Origin of the sequence: Streptosporangium sp. NPDC020145, from assembly GCF_040631275.1 — a bacterium.
Taxonomy (GTDB): domain Bacteria; phylum Actinomycetota; class Actinomycetes; order Streptosporangiales; family Streptosporangiaceae; genus Streptosporangium.
On record NZ_JBEXZT010000023.1, the window covers coordinates 84,249 to 100,931 of the forward strand.

Here is a 16,683-nt window from a genome sequence, read left to right on the forward strand (position 1 = left end):
GTTTGGCCGGGTGCGCCGTACGCGGGCCGTACGGCCCTGAAAGGCCGGGCAGAATGATTCGCGGAGGAGGCTGAATCCGTGACGGCAGACGACCTGTATCAATTGCTCCGCTCGTACGATCCCAGTGACGTTTCGATGCAGCAGTTCCACGCCGTCTGGGTGGAGTCCATCCCTGTCGAGGAAGCGGTCGTCATTTTGAACGGCGATCCGGCCTCCGGGACGCGGGACGGTTTTCTCGGGTGGGGGACGGGTTCCGACGGAGGAGGCGAAGAGGCGGCAGGTCTGCTGGCAGGGCAGGTCGGTGACTGGATTCTGGTCATCGGTGACCACCGTTCCACGGAGGATGAAGCGCTGCTCGCGCTGTCACGATGTGGCAGGCGCGCTCTGGCCATCCGCTGGGATCTTCATGGTGAGAGCACCTTGGAATACGCCGAAGATGGGAAGCTGATCACGGTCATTGACATCTTCGACACCGGCGAACGGTCCGGCACCGATCCGAACGCCCTCGACCCGTACCTCTACGGTCTCCGTTTCAACATCGACGACGACATCCCAGGAGAACCCGCCGTCGAGCCCGGTGAAAGCCTCACATCCGCCCTGACCGCGATCGGCCGAATGGTCGGCCACCGCATCGACAGAGAATGGCTGGAGGCCACACACACCACGTATGTCGTGCCGGCCGGCGACCCTGATTGACGGCCCCCTGGAGGGTTCCCCGACCCACCGGACGTCGGCCCCGCCGTACTGGTGACCGTCCTGGCGATGGCCCTGAACGCCTTCCTCCTGTACACCCTGGCCTGGAGAGAACCCACCACCCCCTTCTTCGCCCCCGGCTGGTGACCGTCCACAAGGTGGGGAGTTGTGGACCCTTCAGGGTGATGAGTGACACCGGAGTACTGCAAGAACGCGGGCCGGTCGCCGCGTTGCGAACCCTTCAGGGTGATGAGCGACTCCACCACCGTGAACGCCGCTGGAACCGCCAGGTGTGGCGAACCCTTCCGGGCGATGAGCGACCCGAGGGTAAAGTCCCAGGTCGGGCCGGACGCTGTGGAAGTGGGGTGCGCGATTTCTGCAGCAGTCCGGCGGTAGTGCAGCGGTGCAGGTCAGAGCGTTGATCATTTTTGAGATCCGACTTGGTTCGAGAACAGTCTCCTCCTCGTACCGATAGCGGCCATAGTGTGATCCGCGCCTCGCGGGGGTGTACCTGATGACCCCACTGTGCCATGTGACACGAAGAAAGATCACCTTTTCGCGGTACGTCTGGGCAGCCGGGTTAACGGTCGAGGAGACGAGGCGTCGCGGGCTGTGGGGAAGGCCGCGAGCGATGTCCTCTGGAGGGCTTTCCTTGTTTCCTCGACAGTTGCGTATTGCTCCCGGGAAGCACCTGTGTGAATCGGGTTTCCTGGGCCAGGATCGAGACCATGCGGCTCCTTATCCTCGGCGGAACGAAGTTCCTGGGGCGTGTGCTCGTGGAGCAGGCCCTGCGGCGTGGTCATGAGGTGACCACGTTCAACCGTGGCCGTTCCGGTGATGACGTGCCCGGCGCCACCATGATTCGCGGAGACCGGACCAACCCTCAGGACCTGATGGCGCTCGCTGACGCGGGTCCGTGGGACGCGGTGATCGACCCCAGCGGCATGACCCCGGCCATGGTGGAGGACACCACCCGCGCTCTGGCCGATGTCGTCGGCTGGTACGTGTTCGTCTCCACCGTGAACGTCTACAAGGGCTGGCCCACCACTCCGCTGACGGACGCCTCGCCGCTGCGGAAGTACACCTCCGAGGGCCCGGAGGGGGAGAGCGGGCCTGACGCCTACGGGCGCGAGAAGGTCGGTTGCGAGCAGGCTGTCACCGCTGTTTTCGGTGAGCGCGCCACTGTCTTGCGGCCGAGTGTCATTCTCGGTCCGCATGAGTATGTGGGTCGTTTGCCGTGGTGGCTGTCGCGTATCCGCGCAGGGGGCCGGGTGCTGGCCCCGGGCACGGCCACGTGGAAGATCCAGCCGATTGACGTACGAGACGTCGCCGCCTTCGCGTTGGGGTGCGCTGAGCGGCGTCTGTCGGGTCCTTACAACGTGGCCGCGCCGATCGGGCATGCGACATTCGGTGAGTTCCTCACCGCCTGCCGTGAAGCGACCAGCAGCACCGCTGAACTGGTGTGGGTGGATGGCAGCTTTCTCCGGCGGTACGGCGTGCGTGAGTGGACGGAGTTGCCGATCTGGCGCGAGCACGAGGGCGCTTGGAGGGTGGATGCCTCCCGCGCTCACGCCGCAGGTCTGACGTGCCGTTCGATCGAGGAGACCGTGACCGATACCTGGCGGTGGCTCCAGACCGGGGTCACGGTCTCTTCCGCTCGCTCTGCGGAGCTGGGCATCTCCGTGGAACGGGAAACGGCGATCCTCACCGCCTGGGACAACCGGACAGTGGTCAAGAACCAGGAACAGGCGGCAGGTGCTTAGCGGTCGAAGCCTCACCGAACGCGGTGACCGTCTCGACCAGTTCCTGAGCCGCCCGCGTGCGGAGTTGGTTGAGCGGTGCCCGTAGGGAGCGCAGCCGGTAGCGTACGGAGAAGGTGCGCAGATCCGGAGACAGGCCCAGCATGGGCTGGACCGTTTCGTGGGCCCCGTTCACATCGCCGAGCAGTACCCGAGCGGCGGCCATGTCCAGCAGGATGGTCGCTTTCAGGATCGGAGAGCGTTTGTCGGCTGGAGTGGCGAGCTCCAGGTTCAGCGCTCGTTCGGCGTGCTCCAGCACCAGATTCACAAAGCGGCGTAGCGTCGCTGGCTCCAGGCTGTCGTGGCGGCGTTGCAGCAGTTCCAAGAACGCGGTTGAGGCGCAACGCTCCTCTCGCGCTGGTCCCCAGTCGAACAGACCGCCGATGACAGCCAGGTCGTCATGGGCGTCTGAGTCGGTTGTCCGTGCCTCCTGCGCGTCGCGGACGGCCCGGAGCGTTTCGTCGGGATTGCCTAGGTGTGACCACGCGCGGGCGGTGATGCTGTGCAGTCGCGCGGCTGCCAGGCCGGTGGGTTTGTGCTCCCGGCCGCGTTTGACTGCGGTGATCGCCTCTTGGGGAGAATCGCCCCAATAGGCCGCCGTCGCCTGCACACCGCGTGCCCATACGGCCAGACCGGTGTTGCCGATGCTGTTGGCGTGTGCCCACGCGGCACGCGCGTGATCACGAGCAAATCCATGCTCGCCCAAGTCCATGCAGGTTTCGGCCAGCAGCAGGCACAGCAGCCCGTTCAGGTAGGTCAGTTCGGTGATCTGCCCAGGTTGCCGGGTCTGTCCAAGCTTCTTCTCTACCTGGTCGCGTAGGTCTTTGATTTCGGGAAACGTCACGATCGGCGGTCGGGTGTGGAACGTGCGTGCTGCACGGACCACATCGTCTTGCAGTGTTTCAAGGGTTGAGGGCCCGATCGCGGCGTCCGCTGCTCGGGCGGAATGTCGGGAATCTTCGGCAGCAGCCATCATCAACTCACGCAGAGAAGGAGCAGGCTTTGAGCCTGCACCAGAGGCGGGAAGGTCGGGCGTCGTCCATATGACGCTGCGGGTGGGTGAGAGGTCGATTACCTCGCCCGGTGATGCGGTGTCTGCCACCAGGGTGGGAACCATCGTGAACAGTTCCTGCGCCGACCGGTCGAACATTTCCTCCAGGACGCGGCAGGCATCCGGCAGCGGTAGCCCTTTGACGTTGCCTGCCAGCCAACGCCGGTATTGGCGTTCGTCGAGGGTCATGCCGCGTAGGCCAAGTCCGGTGGCGCATCGACTGTAGGCGGTGAGGAACGCGCGCGGAAGTAACAGGCCACGCGCGCGCACGAGCTGCTTCAGGAGCGTTTCTTCGGCATGGTGCACGGGGTTGTTCCTCCTCGTGCGGGTGCGGTCGCTGGCAGCGTAAAACGCTGTCTCGTGGTGCGGAGGGACTTCGCAGCAGATGTCACCCTCGGGCACTGACATGTCATGGCGGTGTCCGTGGTGACGTCCGTTCCGGACATCAAACATCAACAGAGGTCACCCTTCGCGACATGTTCATTACAAGTCGTTACTGGCGATGATCGGCCACGTCCCACCGCCGACCACCAGAGGTACCCCCTGGTGACCGGCATCGACGCCGAAGATCGCGCAACGGACCGGGCCGGAAGCGACCCCGAGGCCGTTCACTTCATCCCGTGGAGGAGCCGAATCGTGTTTCCCATCGGTACACCCATGGCCGACGCTCTGCGTCGGAAGGTCAGTGAGGGTTTCTACGACCCCAAGGCGCCGCAGTTGCGTCGGCTTCAGGGGTTGCTCGGCCGGTCGCGGGTGGAGGTGGTGTTCCGGTGTGACGACGGGGCTCCGTTGCTGGAGGTGCCCTCGATGGAGTTCGTGATCTGGACCGACCTTCGAGAGAAGGACTTCTTCTGGAAGTACCGGAACGAGCGGGCCCACCAGGTCCCGGTCGCGCAGGTGGAGGAGGCCGCCCGTCAGATCGTCGAGCATCTGGCTCGTCTCCCGGCCCCTGGGTTGAAGGGTGCCGCGTCGGCTGAGGGGGCGTCCTCGTGATCGGGTCGTCTCGGCCGGGTGGGCGGCATCGTGACGGGAGGCCGTACAGCCTGGTGCATCGGCGGGTGTGGGACGGCCCGGCCCGTGCGGAGGCCGAGAGCCTCAACCAGGCGTGGGCCGGATGGACGGTGCTCTACAGCCTGGGGACGCGCCGGTTCTACGGGTTGTGTTCGTGGCCCTCCCCGCAGCCGGTGATCGTCAGCGACACCACCGCCGAGGGGTTGGAGCGGCGGATGCGTGAGGCCGAGACGCTTCTGACCCTGCGGATGCCGACCGCTGAGGGGCGGCGACCGGCCGGGAGGCGACGGTTGCGGTCGGCGAGGAGGGCGGCGTGATGCCGTGGCCGGTGCTGGGGGTCGTGGGTCCCAGTTGTGACAGTCTGCAGCGGGCTCATCCTGATTGGTTGGTCTTCCACAGTTCGCATTCCGGCCTGTGGAGCGCCTACCGAGGTGTTCTGCCCGGCAGGCCGTACGCCGGGGAGGTGTTGTTGGTGCGGGCCGGGTCCGCCGAGGAGCTGGATCGCAAGCTGGCCGCTCAGGTGTCCCCGGTGGTGCCGCCGAGCATTCAGGCCGTCGCCGTCGCCCGTGCTCTGCAGACCCGGACCGCCCGGATCTCCCGGGCCGTTCACGCCGTCGGGCCGGGTCGGTCTACGGCGTTGCGCAGGTTGTTGCGCTCGTGAAGCCGGTACGGCGGGCGGTGGAACGTCATCCCACCCGCCGCCCCGCCGTACCTCGTGAACGTGCGGCTCAGGTGGGAGGGACCTGGGCCGCACACCCTCGCGAGACGGCTCCCACACACGCCGAGTGTGCTGGGGAAGAGGGAGCCGTCTGGCGCACCGGTCTTCCTATAAGGAAGGCCGGTCCTCCTCCAGGGTGCCCGGCCGCATGCTCCCCGGCTCGGGGCCGGGCACCCGCCCCCACCGCAGCCGCTACTGACCCCCATGGAGCCCTCCATGTCCCCACTCAAGGCCGTCGCCCCCGATGGCACCTTCATCACCGAGGCCGGAACGACCGAACGGCTTCTCACGCCCGGCGAGGTCGCCCGGATCTTCGGCGTGGACCCCAAGACCGTGAATCGGTGGGCGTTGACCGGCCGCATCCCCTCGGTGCGGACCCCCAGCAGGCAGCGACGCTACCGGGAGAACGACATCAGGGCTCTGCTGGACGGTTCCCAGGGCTCCTGACCGGCTGTCTCCACGAAATCACCCTCTCAATTCGGTTTGGTGATAAATCACATTTAGGAGGATAAAAAGCTATAAATCTCATGACGCGAGGTCCATACATCGTGTGCCGGTGTGGCCGTGGTGTACCGAGGATGTGATCCGGCTCGTATTGTTGCCCCGAGGAAAGTCGTCATGCGCGTCGGATTTGTCGGTCAAGTGTGTCTTTCGCAGATCATGATCGACGCGTTGTGAGGTTCCCGGCTGCGCGGCCGGATGGCTCCGTCGGGCGCCCGTTGGGCATCCGGCGGGAAAGGACGGTAGCGGTGCCCGACGCAGGACCGTTGAAGGCGACCGACCCCCGGCGCATCGGCGTCCACGACCTGCTCGGAGTGCTGGGCAGCGGCGGCCAGGGCACCGTCTACCTGGGCAGGGGCCCCTCCGGGCAGCAGGTGGCGGTGAAGGTCCTGCACGCGCGCGTGGTCGAGAACACCACCGAGATGCGGCGCTTCGAGCGCGAGGTCGCGCTGGCGCGGCAGGTGGCGGCCTTCTGCACCGCCACGGTCCTTGAGGCCGGGTTCAGCGAGGGACGGCCCTACCTGGTCAGCGAGTACGTGCCCGGCCCCTCCCTCCAGGAGCTGGTCGCCACCGACGGCCCCCGCACGGGAAGCGGCCTGGAACGGCTGGCGATCGCCACCGCGACCGCCCTCGACGCCATCCACCGGGCCGGGATCGTGCACCGCGACTTCAAGCCCACCAACGTGATCATGGGTCCCGAGGGGCCGGTCGTCATCGACTTCGGCATCGCCCGCATCCTGGAGGGCACCGACGCGACCACGGTCTCCGCGCTGGTCGGCACCCCCGCCTACCTGGCCCCGGAGCAACTGGCCAACCAGCCCGCCAGTGCGGCCTCCGACCTGTTCGCCTGGGCGGCGACCATGGTCTACGCGGCGACCGGCCGCCGGGCCTTCGCCGGTGAGCACGCCGCGGCGATCATGGGCACCATCCTCAACAGCGAACCCGACCTGGACGGGGTGCCCGAGCCGCTGCGCGCGCTGCTGGCCGCCTGCCTGGCCAAGGACCCCAGGGACCGCCCCGGGATCGGCGAGGTGCTGGCGATGCTGACCGGCCGTATTCCGGCGGAGCCGTACGAGATGGAGACCGTCACCGAGAGCCCCGCCCCCGCCCCGGACGGATCGGCGGTCTCCGGCGCGGTGACGCCGAATCCGGCGGCCGAGCGGGACATGATCTCCACTGGGGACCGGCCGGTACGGCGCTCCTTTCCGCGTGGCCGTGCCGGGTGGATCACCGCGGCGGCCGGTGTCGTGGTCGTCGTGCTCGGGGTGGTCTTCTGGCCCTTCTCAAGGGAGCCGGTGACGAGCGCGGCTCCGGCGACGGCGGCGGCGGTGGTGCCGGGCGTGGTCGGCACCCAGAGCGACGACATCTGGGCGGTCGCCGCCGCGCAGGTGGACGGGCGTCCGGTGGCGGTGACCGGCAGCGCGGACGACACGGCCCAGGTGTGGGACCTGACGACGCGCACGCCGGTCGGTGATCCGCTGCGCGGGCACACCGAGGACGTCAGCGCGGTCGCGATCGGGCAGGTGGACGGACGTCCCGTGGCGGTGACCGGCAGCGCGGACGACACGGTCAGGGTCTGGGACCTGGTGACGCGCCAGCCGGTCGGCGACCCGATGAGGGGGCACACCGAGGACGTCTACGCGGTGGCGGTCACCCAGGTGGACGGACGTCCCGTGGCCGTCACGGGCAGCGGCGACGACACGGTCAGGGTGTGGGACCTGACCACCCGCCAACCCGTCGGCGAGCCGATGAAGGGGCACACCGAGGACATCTGGGCGGTCGCCGTCGGGCAGCTGAACGGACGCCCGGTCGCGGTGACCGGTGGGGTGGACGACACGATCCGGGTGTGGGACCTGACCACGCGCCGTCCCGTCGGGGAGCCGATAACGGGACACACCGGTGACGTGTACGGCGTGGCGGTCACCCGGCTCGACGGCCGTCCCGTGGTGGTGAGCAGCAGCGAGGATGACACGGTCAGGGTGTGGGACCTGGCCACGCACCAGCCCGTGGGGCAGCCGATGGTCGGTCACACGGGCAACGTCACGTCGGTGGCGGTCGGGCAGGTGGGCGGCCGCACCGTCGCCGTCACCGGGAGCTGGGACAGGAGCGTCCGCCTGTGGGACCTGACCACGCGCAGGCCCGTCGGCGGGCCGTTCACCGGGCACACCAGCACCGTCTACGGCGTGGCGGTCACGCGGATCGGAGGACGGGCCGTCGCGGTCAGCGGCAGCAGGGACACGGCCGTGCGGGTGTGGGACCTGGGCCCCGCGTCCTGAAATTCCGCGCCACTTTTTCGATGTCCGAAAATGGAATTCTCAATAGTCCGGAACAAAGTTCGCAGGAGGCGCCGTAGGTGGGATGTGTCGGGTTTTTGTGGCTTTTCCTGTGTGGCGAAGCGTGACACGATAAACGATCAAACCGGTTTCTGCTGGAGATTTTTGACGGAGGGGAGTACGGCCCCATGCCGTATGCGATCGTCGGGCACGAAGGTCCTCTCACCGGACAGCGGTTCCTGATCGGCGACGAGCCGGTGACCTTCGGCCGCCGGGGCGACAACAACGTGGTGATCACCAGCGAGCGGGCCTCGCGCTTCCACGCCGAGGTGCGCGCCCAGGGTGACGACTACGTGCTGCAGGACCGTGGAAGCCGCAACGGGACGCTGGTCAACGGCAGGAAGATCACCTCCCACGTGCTCCAGCCCGGCGACACGATCTCCATCGGGGGCGAGACGTTCCGTTTCGAGACGTTCGACGACCTGGAGACCGTCGTCGACGCCTCCATGCTCCCGACGGTCGTCAGGGCCGTGCCCGGCGTCGGGATGGGACAGGTCCTGCACGTCACGATCTCCGGCGGCGGGCCCGTCGGGCTGAGCCTCGCCCTGCTGCTCGAACACCTCATGGGACACCGGGTGTCCATCACGATGTACGACGGCCGCTGGACCCGGGACGGGGCGCGGATCGTGTGGCGGAACGCGGCCCAGGGCAACAACCGGCGCCAGCAGGTGGTGACCGTACAGAGCCGTCAGTATCTCAACCTGCCCGAGGACGTCCAGGAACGGCTGTTCACCACCGGCTCCTACAGCGAGATGTGGCCGGCGGGCCCCGACTCGATCCGCGGCTACAGCCCGCGCAACATCCGGATCGCCCACGTCGAGGACGTGCTCCTCGACATGGTGAACGAGAAGGCCGACCGCATCCGGCTGATCCCCGAGAACCTCGACCCGGTCGCACACCGCGACGGCATCGCGCAGGACCACGTGCTGGCCATCTGCGAAGGCGGGCGTTCCCGGACCCGCGAACACTTCGGCGACAGGTTCGGGCAGGCCGACAAGTCGATCTACTCGCTGGACGGTCACCACGTCCAGGACGTGGTGCTCGGCATCCGCGTGAAGTCCGACCTGCCCGACCCTATGATCGTCCTGCTGACCGTGGCCCAGAACCGCTTCCTGCTCAACTCGCTGCGCGGCGAGGGGTTCCTGAACGTTCGCCTCACCGACGCCGAGGCCAAGGAGGTCATCGGCATCGACCCCATCCGGCAGGTGTTCGAGGAGTGCATCGCCTCCAACCCCTGCCTGATGGAGCGGACGGAGAGCGGCGACTTCCACTGCTCGACGCACCAGACGCTGTTCCTGCCCGCCCTGATCAGGGGCTCGGCGCTGTGGAGGCGGGTGCAGGAGGGGCTGACCCTCTTCGGCATCACCGAGGACAACGTGAGCGCCGTCACCGGCTTCCGGCTGGACATGGTGCAGCGGCCCCGCTTCACCTCCCGGCTGTTCTTCCCGACCTCGACCACCCCGGGCACGTACGGCTTCCTCCTGGGGGACGCGGCCAACGCGATCCACTTCTGGCCGGGACGCGGGCTCAACAGCGGACTGGCCTCGGCCATCTCGCTGGCGCGCTCGCTCAACCGCAACTGGCGGGGCAGGCCGTTCCGCGACGCCGACTTCGTCCGCCACGAGGCCGCGATGTCGATGCTGCAGTACCGGCACAAGAGCCGCGCCTGGAACGCGATGGTGGCCGCCGACGAGCAGGGGGTCACCCGGGCCATCAAGGACAAGATCGCCCAGGGCCTCGAAGAGGGCGCCGCCGGGGTGGACAGGAACGCCGACATCGACGTCCTGATGGACCGGCTGCGCCAGATCCGGTCCCGCCTGGCCCCGAGAATCCCCGGCATGCCCGACGACGCGGCCCTGCTGGAGCGGCTGAGCGAGCTGCGGAGCGAGACCGTACGGTCCCTGGTGGTCAGCGGCGCCTGGGACACACTGACGGTCGGGGGTGAGGAGGTGGACATCGACATCTTCGACACCCCGGTCCCGGCGGAGCCGTCCCCCGCCGACGCGACCCTGTTCGTGAGGCCCACCACGACGGCACCGCACGACCTCTCGGGAACCACGGGCCCCCAACCGGTCCACAACGAGGCGGAGTGAGAGACACCCCCCGCGCGCGGGGGGTGGCCCCACGCATGAGGGACGAGGGCGGAGGTCGCGTCGGTGCCCTTACCTGCGAGATCGTCAACCGGTCCGGGCGCTACTCCGTACCGTCCGCAGGAAGGCGCTCCGGCAGCCCGAGTCGTGGGAACCGGTCGCCGTGGAACGTGAAGATCTCGGTGATCGCCCCGCCGGTGACGCGCAGGACGTCGATCGTCAGCGGCAGGTACGCGCCCTCCCGCTCCCGCCAGAGGTAGAAGGCGACGGCGGGCTGCCGGTTCACGGAGGCGGGGACGGCACGTAGGCGCCCCATGCCCTCGAAGCCGCTCTCGGCCCAGCCGTTCACCACCGTTTCGCGGCCGACGTACAGGCCCGGCGTGGGCGGCATCGAGTAGCGGACGTCGTCCCGCAGCAGTGCGGCGAGCCCGTCGATGTCCGTGGCCACGCTGGCGTCGGTGTAGCGGCGCACCAGCTCGCGCGTCCCGGCGTCCTCCTCGCCACCGGTCCAGTCCTGCCGCTCGGTGGGCAGGTGCTCCCGCATTCCGGCGCGGGCCCGCTGTAGTGCGCTGTTCACGGAGTTGACGGAGTCCCCGAGGAGTGCCGCGACGTCCTTCGCCGGCCAGCCGAGCACGTCCCGAAGGATCAGCGCGGCCCGAGGGCGCGGCGCGAGGTGCTGGATCGCGACCAGGTACGCCAGTTCGATCGTCTCCCGTGCGACGGCGGCGGTCTCCGGCTCGTCCGCGTCGCCCGCGGGCAACTCGTCGAGCAGCCGGTCCGGGTAGGGCTGAAGCCACAACGCCTCGCCACCGGTCGCGGGCTCCGGGCGGCACCTGGCGAGCAGGTCCAGGCAGGCGTTGGTGGCGATCCGGTACAGCCAGGCCCGGAACGTCGACCGTCCCTCGAAGGTCTCCCGCCGCCGCCAGGCACGCAGGAACGTCTCCTGCACGGTGTCCTCGGCGTCCTCGAACGACCCGAGCATCCGGTAGCAGTGCACATGCAGCTCCCGCCGGTGCCGCTCCGCCAGTCCCGAGAACGCGGGCTCGTCGACCTCGCCCAGACCGCTCACGCCCAGCTCCTCCAGCAGCGTTCCCACACTCATCACGTCATCCTTCCGCCTCGTCGTGTCCCGTCGTAGGTATGACGGGTTCGGGCGCGACAACTCATCACCGCGGAGCACGGCGAGGAGGGCGTGGGCGGCCATGAAGACTGGAACTCGCGGCCGTACGCGCCGGGACGTCCGAGGGGAACAGAGGATGAATGAACGATGTCCATTCGGTGTCCGAAAGCGCGGTGCCGTACGGGGTGGAATGGGATGATTGTTCGCTGAAGGAGGGAAATTCCAGAAGGGGGCAATCTGGCCTGGAAGTGGGTTATTTGGTGATCTAGATATGCGGCGAATGCTCCACAAAGCGCTCAAGTCGGGACATCGTGCTATCCCTTTTTTGTGGGGTGGTTCGGTGGAAGGATCTGATTTATCGTGGCAAGTGATAATAAGGCGCAATAGGAGCGACACATGGATCCGCTTGTGCTGGCCGCGGGGACGGCGTTGGTGACGGCCATGGCCACCGACGCCTGGCAGGACGCCCGCGCCGGGGTGGTCGCGCTGTGGCGGCGCTTCCGCCCCGAACAGGCCGAGGTCGTCGAGGGTGAGCTGGTAGAGGCCCACGCCGAACTGCTGACGGCGCGACAGGCGGGGGACGTCGAGACCGAGCGGGCACTGGCCGGTGTCTGGCAGGTACGGCTGGCGCACCTGCTGAGAGAGGCCCCCGAGTCGGCCGCCGAACTGAGACGCCTCCTCGACGAGGAACTGACCCCGCTGTTGTCGGTCACGGAGCAGACCCGGATCGGTTCGATCGTCATGAAGGCGATCGCCCGCGACCGGGAACGCCTTTACCAGATGGACCGGAACCAGCACGTCAACGAGCGCTGAACGGAATTCTCCTGGGGTGGCGCGCCCGGCCGCACGACCATCTCCCCGAAACGCCGCTTGGACCGCTGGTATTCGACGGAACGAGACCACTCCATTCACGTCGGCTCCGACCGGAATGGCACGTGGTGGTACGGCGCAGGGAAACCGTGTGGAACGACCGATCGGCTGACGGCCGCACCGTCGCGCGGGTCGAACGGGTCGGTGTGACGGTATGGCATCCCAGATAGGCTGTGTCGGCCGTACCGCTTTTCCTCATAGGAGAGAATTGAAGAGACGTCCGGCCGTCGTCGTCGTATGCGTCACGACATTTCTAGGCGCCATGTCCGCCTGCGGTGCGTCGAGCCGGTCCGGCGCGCCGCCGTCCCACCCCGTGCGGAATGAGTCCGACCTGGTCCTGCCGCTGGACGCCTACGATCTGACGTCCGAACAACGCTCCGCGGTGCAGACCGCCCGATACCTCTTGATAGGACGATGCGTGGCGGGTTTCGGACTGAAGTTCAAACCACACAACACCCAGCCGGTCACCTATCCGAAGAACGCGTCCTACCTCGGCTGGCTGGGGGCGAAGAAAGTCGCCGAATACGGCTACAGCGGCCCTCCCAGGCAATGGGAGGAAGTCGGTGCCGCCGTTTCCGGCATCCGTGGATACGTCATTCCACGGGAGCAGGACGCCGTTCACGTCGGCACCGTGAGAACGTACAGGGGTCGTGCCGTTCCTCAGGGAGGGTGTGACGGCTGGGCGCAGCGCGAACTCAATGGAAACGCTCCCGGCCCGGACGGCAAGGTGCCCGCCAAACCGCACATCTACAAGAACTTCTACGTCCTGATGGACGACGCCGCGATAGCCGCGTACAGCGACCCCCAAGTGCGGGCCGCAGGCTCGGCATGGAGCGAGTGCATGCGCGCGTCGGGCTTCACCTACCCGGACCCACCGGCCGCCGAGAGTGACAGGCGATGGGCCGGGCGCGGCGGGGAAGACAGTGTGTGGCAGCCGCCAGGCAAGGACGAGATCGCCGTGGCGGTCGCCGATGAGGCGTGCCGGTTGAAGGTGGACTACAGCGGTGCCCGTAAGCGCGCCTACGCGTCGGCCCAGGAAAAGATCATCGCGGCCGACCGCCTCACCGTCGACCGCCTGTCCAACCTTCTGAAGGCGCGCTACGCGAACGCCGTCAAGATCCTCTCCTGAGCCGACCCCGAAGCTGCCGGAGACCGTTGAACGATCCGGGGCATGGTCCGGGCACGGGACGGCCTGCTCTTCGAGTACCGGATCTTCGGAGATCCGCTGTCGGACGCCCGGTGAGCGACACGGTATAGGCTGCCGAGCCGTGAGTGGATCTATGGCGTTTGTGAAGGATGTCGAGGTCGCGGCGCGGGTGAGCCGTATCGGTGGGCTGCCGTTGGCGCCGGAGGGCTTCGACTGGCCGCGCTGCGCCGTGTGCGACGGGCCGTTGCGGTTCCTGCTGCAGCTCATCACGGACGACCTCGGCGACCACGCCGAGGCCCTGCGGCCCGGGGCACTCCTGTCGTTCTTCATGTGCGACAACGATCCCGGCCAGTGCGAGGCCTGGAACCCCGAGGCGGGCGGCAACCGCGCCTATCTGTTCGCCGAGGACGCCACGGTGCCCCTGCCGTCCCCCGGGGAGGCGTTCGTTCTCCCGCAGTGCTTCGAGATCGGCATCTGCGAGGTCGAGCCGGAGACGGCGGACGAGGTCGCGGAGTTCAAGGTGGTCGGCTGGCTGGGTGGCGAGGCGGAGTGGTGGGAGACGGACATGACGCCCACGTGTTCCACCTGCGGCACCCCCATGGGCTTCGTCGCGCAGATGAGGGAGGGCTACAGCAGGAACTGGCTGATGAACTTCGGCGGCGGCGAGGCGTTCGTCTTCGCCTGCCCTCCCTGCGACGCGGCGTCCGTGGTCCTGCAGGGCTGAAACCCCGGTCCGTACGGCGTGGCCGCCGGGCCGCGCGGCTGACAAGGGCGGGCCATACGACCGACAAGAGCGGAGTGACCGACGAGGGCAGGCCGCGTGACCGACAAGGGCGGAGTGACCGACGAGAGCGGGCCGTACGGCCAACGAGAGCGGGCCGCGTGGCCGACAAGAGCGGGCCGTACGACCAAGGGGTCAGGGCCTGGCGAGTCGTAGTCCGGCGGTGAGGGATCCGGCCAGCAGTACGGCACCGGAGGCCACCCCGCTGACGATCGGCACCCAGGGCAGGGAACCCGCCCAGGCCATGAGGAATCCGGCGATCCCGAGCAGGGTCAGGGCCACGCCCGGCACCGCGATGGTCCTGTCCTTCCACACCGGGGCCAGGGCGACGAAGTGGACACCCACGATGATCGCCACCCACGCCACGTTGACCTCCGTGGGCGCGCCCAGGGCGGCCAGCAGCCGGAGGCCGCCGAGCAGCGCGAGCACCTCGACGGCCACCACGATCAGGTAACCGCGCCCGAACATCGTCCTCACGGCCCCTCCGGAGGCGGCGGCCCCTCCCGAGACGGCGGCCCCTCCGGAGGCGGCGGCCCCTCCGGAGGCGGCGGTCCCTCCCGAGACGGCGGTCCCTCCCGAGACGGCGGTCCCTCCCGAGACGGCGGTCCCTCCCGAGACGGCGGCGGCAGGTCGTCGCACATCGGTGAACCACAGCGCCAGCACGGCCGCGACGGCCAGGCCCGCGAGCACCCGCAGGACCGTGACCACGACGTCGTCCAGCGGACTCCGCGCGTTGACGAAGACGAAGACCGCACCGAAGACGGCGCCGACCAGTAATCCGCTCATACGTTGCATGCGTTTCATCCAAGCCCGCCGGGCGCCGGCCGGACACGGGTGCCAGACCTACCCTGACGTAGTGCCGCCCCTACCTGGCGGCCCCGCGCTGGTAGGCCAGCACCGCCAGCACCCGCCGGTTGACGTCGTCGCCCGAGGGCAGGTCGAGTTTGGCGAACACACCGGCCACGTGTTTGCCGACCGCCGCCTCACTGATCGACAGGGCCCGCGCCACGGCCGCGTTGGAGCGTCCCTCCGCGATCAGCGCCAGCACCTCCCGCTCCCGAGGGCTCAGCCGCGCCGTCGGCTCGGTGACCTCCCTGGCCCTGTCCCAGGTCTGTTCGAACAGGTCGATCAGGACGCTGATCAGGCTCTGCTGCCGGATCAGCAGCGCGCCCGGCGAGCGGAGCACGGGGGTGATCCTGACGAAGGCCGCCTCCCGGTCGAAGACGAGCAGCTGCTGGATCGGCTCGTCCACGACCCGGTGCAGGTCACCCGCGGCGTGCAGTTCCCTGAGCCGGGCGAGCTTGCGTTCGTCATCCAGCACGCTCGCGTGGACGACCGTCCGCATCCGCATCCCGCGTGCCAGGGCGTCCAGCACCTGGCGGCGGCTGCGCTGCTCCTCGCGCCCCCGCTCAGGAGAGCCCAGCGGCTGCATGGCGCGTAGTTCGCGCGAGGTGGCGACCAGCCGGGTGATCTCCTGCCTGACCCGCTCCCCGTCCTCCAGCCGCGCGACGTCCACGGGGACACCGCGCAGCTCGCCGACGACCTCTTCGAGCCGCCGGGCCAGTTGGTCAAGAGACGCTTCCATCAGGAGAAGTTTCCCATGACCCACCAGACCCGACGACTTTCACCAAAACGGACGGCGGGGTCAGGGCTGGCTGGCGGTGAGAACCCGCAGGGAGTGCTCCACGAGGGTCACCAGGACGGTCTTGGCCGAGCTGCGGCGCCGTACGTCGCAGAGCAGGACCGGGACGTCCGGGTCCAGGTCGAGGGCGACGCGCACCTCCTCCGCCTCGTACTGCTCGGCCCCGTCGAAGCAGTTGACCGCCACGATGAACGGCGTGCCACGCTGCTCGAAGTAGTCGATCGACGGGAAGCAGTCGGTCAGCCTGCGGGTGTCGGCGAGCACGACGGCGCCGAGCGCGCCGTAGGACAGCTCGTCCCACATGAACCAGAACCGTTCCTGACCCGGGGTGCCGAACAGGTAGACGACCAGCCCCTCCCGGATCGTGATGCGTCCGAAGTCCATGGCGACGGTGGTCGTGGTCTTGTTCTCCACGCCTTCGACGTCGTCGATGCCGATACCGCGGTCGGAGAGCACCTCCTCCGTGCGCAGTGGGCGGATCTCACTGATCGAGCCGACGAGCGTGGTCTTGCCGACACCGAAACCGCCCGCGATGAGGATCTTGAGCGCTACAGGTTCGTCAGAGGGCCCGAAGTCCATTGATCACTTCCTTGAGAATGCGCTCGCTCGCCGACGCGCGCCCGATCGAAATGAGCTTGTGGTCCTTGAGGTCACCGAGGAGCACCCGGACGACGCCGAGCGGCAGGTCCAGGTCGGAGGCGATGTCGGCGACCGAGGTGGCCTCGACGGTGACCAGGGAGAGAATGCGTTCGTGCTCGGGTCCCGGGACGAACCCGCCGGACGGGGCCGAACCGGTCGCCTTGACCATCGCGACCAGGTCCAGCGTGTCACCGGACGATCTGGTACGGCCTCCGATCAGCGCGAACGGCCGGACGACCGGTCCCGCCTCCTCGTCCATCCACCGGGTCATCCGCCCGCTCCGCCCTC

Annotated in this window: 17 protein-coding genes; 11 read left to right on the forward strand and 6 right to left on the reverse strand. The window is 68.3% G+C overall.

The window, feature by feature from the left end:
- Nucleotides 1-78: 78 nt before the first annotated feature.
- Both ABZ463_RS31595 and ABZ463_RS31600 read left to right on the forward strand, forming a co-directional pair.
- Nucleotides 79-696 carry a DUF6461 domain-containing protein gene (locus ABZ463_RS31595; RefSeq protein ID WP_362781641.1) on the forward strand — a complete coding sequence of 206 codons (618 nt, stop codon included), beginning with the start codon at nucleotides 79-81 and terminating at the stop codon, nucleotides 694-696.
- Nucleotides 697-1,421: 725 nt separating this feature from the next.
- Complete coding sequence (locus ABZ463_RS31600; protein ID WP_362781643.1) at nucleotides 1,422-2,456, forward strand: NAD-dependent epimerase/dehydratase family protein; 1,035 nt, start codon at nucleotides 1,422-1,424, stop codon at nucleotides 2,454-2,456.
- Here the strand turns inward: ABZ463_RS31600 and ABZ463_RS31605 are convergent.
- Entirely contained in the window at nucleotides 2,425-3,849 is a 1,425-nt protein-coding gene (locus tag ABZ463_RS31605) for a hypothetical protein (protein WP_362781645.1), read from the reverse strand. The genes ABZ463_RS31600 and ABZ463_RS31605 overlap by 32 nt on opposite strands.
- A gap of 240 nt (nucleotides 3,850-4,089) precedes the next feature.
- Between ABZ463_RS31605 and ABZ463_RS31610 the strand changes: the two genes are divergently transcribed.
- From ABZ463_RS31610 to ABZ463_RS31635, 6 genes are all read left to right on the forward strand, one after another.
- On the forward strand, nucleotides 4,090-4,536 hold the full coding sequence (locus tag ABZ463_RS31610; protein WP_362781647.1) for a hypothetical protein: 447 nt from the start codon (nucleotides 4,090-4,092) through the stop codon (nucleotides 4,534-4,536).
- Entirely contained in the window at nucleotides 4,533-4,871 is a 339-nt protein-coding gene (locus tag ABZ463_RS31615) for a hypothetical protein (protein WP_362781649.1), read from the forward strand. Before ABZ463_RS31610 ends, ABZ463_RS31615 begins: the two co-directional genes overlap by 4 nt.
- Nucleotides 4,868-5,215: a hypothetical protein gene (locus tag ABZ463_RS31620; protein WP_362781651.1), complete on the forward strand. Its 348-nt coding sequence runs from the start codon at nucleotides 4,868-4,870 to the stop codon at nucleotides 5,213-5,215. The genes ABZ463_RS31615 and ABZ463_RS31620 overlap by 4 nt, the downstream gene beginning before the upstream one ends.
- A 273-nt stretch (nucleotides 5,216-5,488) precedes the next feature.
- Nucleotides 5,489-5,719, forward strand: a complete 231-nt coding sequence (locus ABZ463_RS31625; protein WP_352011176.1) for a BldC family transcriptional regulator — start codon at nucleotides 5,489-5,491, stop codon at nucleotides 5,717-5,719.
- 302 nt (nucleotides 5,720-6,021) lie between these two features.
- Nucleotides 6,022-8,049: a serine/threonine-protein kinase gene (locus ABZ463_RS31630; RefSeq protein ID WP_362781653.1), complete on the forward strand. Its 2,028-nt coding sequence runs from the start codon at nucleotides 6,022-6,024 to the stop codon at nucleotides 8,047-8,049.
- A gap of 185 nt (nucleotides 8,050-8,234) precedes the next feature.
- Nucleotides 8,235-10,199 carry an FHA domain-containing protein gene (locus ABZ463_RS31635; protein ID WP_352011174.1) on the forward strand — a complete coding sequence of 655 codons (1,965 nt, stop codon included), beginning with the start codon at nucleotides 8,235-8,237 and terminating at the stop codon, nucleotides 10,197-10,199.
- 100 nt (nucleotides 10,200-10,299) lie between these two features.
- On the opposite strand, the gene ABZ463_RS31640 is transcribed toward ABZ463_RS31635, so the two are convergent.
- Entirely contained in the window at nucleotides 10,300-11,298 is a 999-nt protein-coding gene (locus tag ABZ463_RS31640) for an RNA polymerase subunit sigma-70 (protein ID WP_362781656.1), read from the reverse strand.
- Nucleotides 11,299-11,712: 414 nt separating this feature from the next.
- Between ABZ463_RS31640 and ABZ463_RS31645 the strand changes: the two genes are divergently transcribed.
- From ABZ463_RS31645 to ABZ463_RS31655, 3 genes are all read left to right on the forward strand, one after another.
- Nucleotides 11,713-12,129, forward strand: a complete 417-nt coding sequence (locus tag ABZ463_RS31645; protein WP_362781659.1) for a hypothetical protein — start codon at nucleotides 11,713-11,715, stop codon at nucleotides 12,127-12,129.
- Nucleotides 12,130-12,499: 370 nt separating this feature from the next.
- Nucleotides 12,500-13,315: a hypothetical protein gene (locus tag ABZ463_RS31650; RefSeq protein ID WP_362781661.1), complete on the forward strand. Its 816-nt coding sequence runs from the start codon at nucleotides 12,500-12,502 to the stop codon at nucleotides 13,313-13,315.
- Nucleotides 13,316-13,466: 151 nt separating this feature from the next.
- Nucleotides 13,467-14,057, forward strand: coding sequence for a DUF1963 domain-containing protein (locus ABZ463_RS31655; protein WP_352011170.1), 591 nt, complete (start codon nucleotides 13,467-13,469; stop codon nucleotides 14,055-14,057).
- Nucleotides 14,058-14,249: 192 nt separating this feature from the next.
- Here ABZ463_RS31655 and ABZ463_RS31660 read toward each other — a convergent pair whose 3' ends face one another.
- The 4 genes from ABZ463_RS31660 to ABZ463_RS31675 form a co-directional block, all read right to left on the reverse strand.
- Complete coding sequence (locus tag ABZ463_RS31660; protein ID WP_362781663.1) at nucleotides 14,250-14,900, reverse strand: hypothetical protein; 651 nt, start codon at nucleotides 14,898-14,900, stop codon at nucleotides 14,250-14,252.
- A 79-nt stretch (nucleotides 14,901-14,979) separates the two neighbouring features.
- Entirely contained in the window at nucleotides 14,980-15,699 is a 720-nt protein-coding gene (locus ABZ463_RS31665; protein ID WP_362781665.1) for a helix-turn-helix transcriptional regulator, read from the reverse strand.
- 60 nt (nucleotides 15,700-15,759) lie between these two features.
- Nucleotides 15,760-16,335 carry an ATP/GTP-binding protein gene (locus ABZ463_RS31670; protein WP_352011167.1) on the reverse strand — a complete coding sequence of 192 codons (576 nt, stop codon included), beginning with the start codon at nucleotides 16,333-16,335 and terminating at the stop codon, nucleotides 15,760-15,762.
- Nucleotides 16,316-16,666, reverse strand: a complete 351-nt coding sequence (locus ABZ463_RS31675) for a DUF742 domain-containing protein (RefSeq protein ID WP_352011166.1) — start codon at nucleotides 16,664-16,666, stop codon at nucleotides 16,316-16,318. Before ABZ463_RS31675 ends, ABZ463_RS31670 begins: the two co-directional genes overlap by 20 nt.
- Nucleotides 16,667-16,683: the final 17 nt, after the last annotated feature.

Bases quoted from the DNA above. Each gene is read 5' to 3' on its own strand.
- ABZ463_RS31675 (WP_352011166.1), bottom strand. From the start codon at position 16,666: ATGACCCGGTGGATGGACGAGGAGGCGGGACCGGTCGTCCGGCCGTTC.
- ABZ463_RS31655 (WP_352011170.1), top strand. From the start codon at position 13,467: ATGGCGTTTGTGAAGGATGTCGAGGTCGCGGCGCGGGTGAGCCGTATC.
- ABZ463_RS31640 (WP_362781656.1), bottom strand. From the start codon at position 11,298: ATGAGTGTGGGAACGCTGCTGGAGGAGCTGGGCGTGAGCGGTCTGGGC.
- ABZ463_RS31600 (WP_362781643.1), top strand. From the start codon at position 1,422: ATGCGGCTCCTTATCCTCGGCGGAACGAAGTTCCTGGGGCGTGTGCTC.
- ABZ463_RS31645 (WP_362781659.1), top strand. From the start codon at position 11,713: ATGGATCCGCTTGTGCTGGCCGCGGGGACGGCGTTGGTGACGGCCATG.
- ABZ463_RS31635 (WP_352011174.1), top strand. From the start codon at position 8,235: ATGCCGTATGCGATCGTCGGGCACGAAGGTCCTCTCACCGGACAGCGG.
- ABZ463_RS31670 (WP_352011167.1), bottom strand. From the start codon at position 16,335: ATGGACTTCGGGCCCTCTGACGAACCTGTAGCGCTCAAGATCCTCATC.
- ABZ463_RS31665 (WP_362781665.1), bottom strand. From the start codon at position 15,699: ATGGAAGCGTCTCTTGACCAACTGGCCCGGCGGCTCGAAGAGGTCGTC.
- ABZ463_RS31625 (WP_352011176.1), top strand. From the start codon at position 5,489: ATGTCCCCACTCAAGGCCGTCGCCCCCGATGGCACCTTCATCACCGAG.
- ABZ463_RS31660 (WP_362781663.1), bottom strand. From the start codon at position 14,900: ATGAGCGGATTACTGGTCGGCGCCGTCTTCGGTGCGGTCTTCGTCTTC.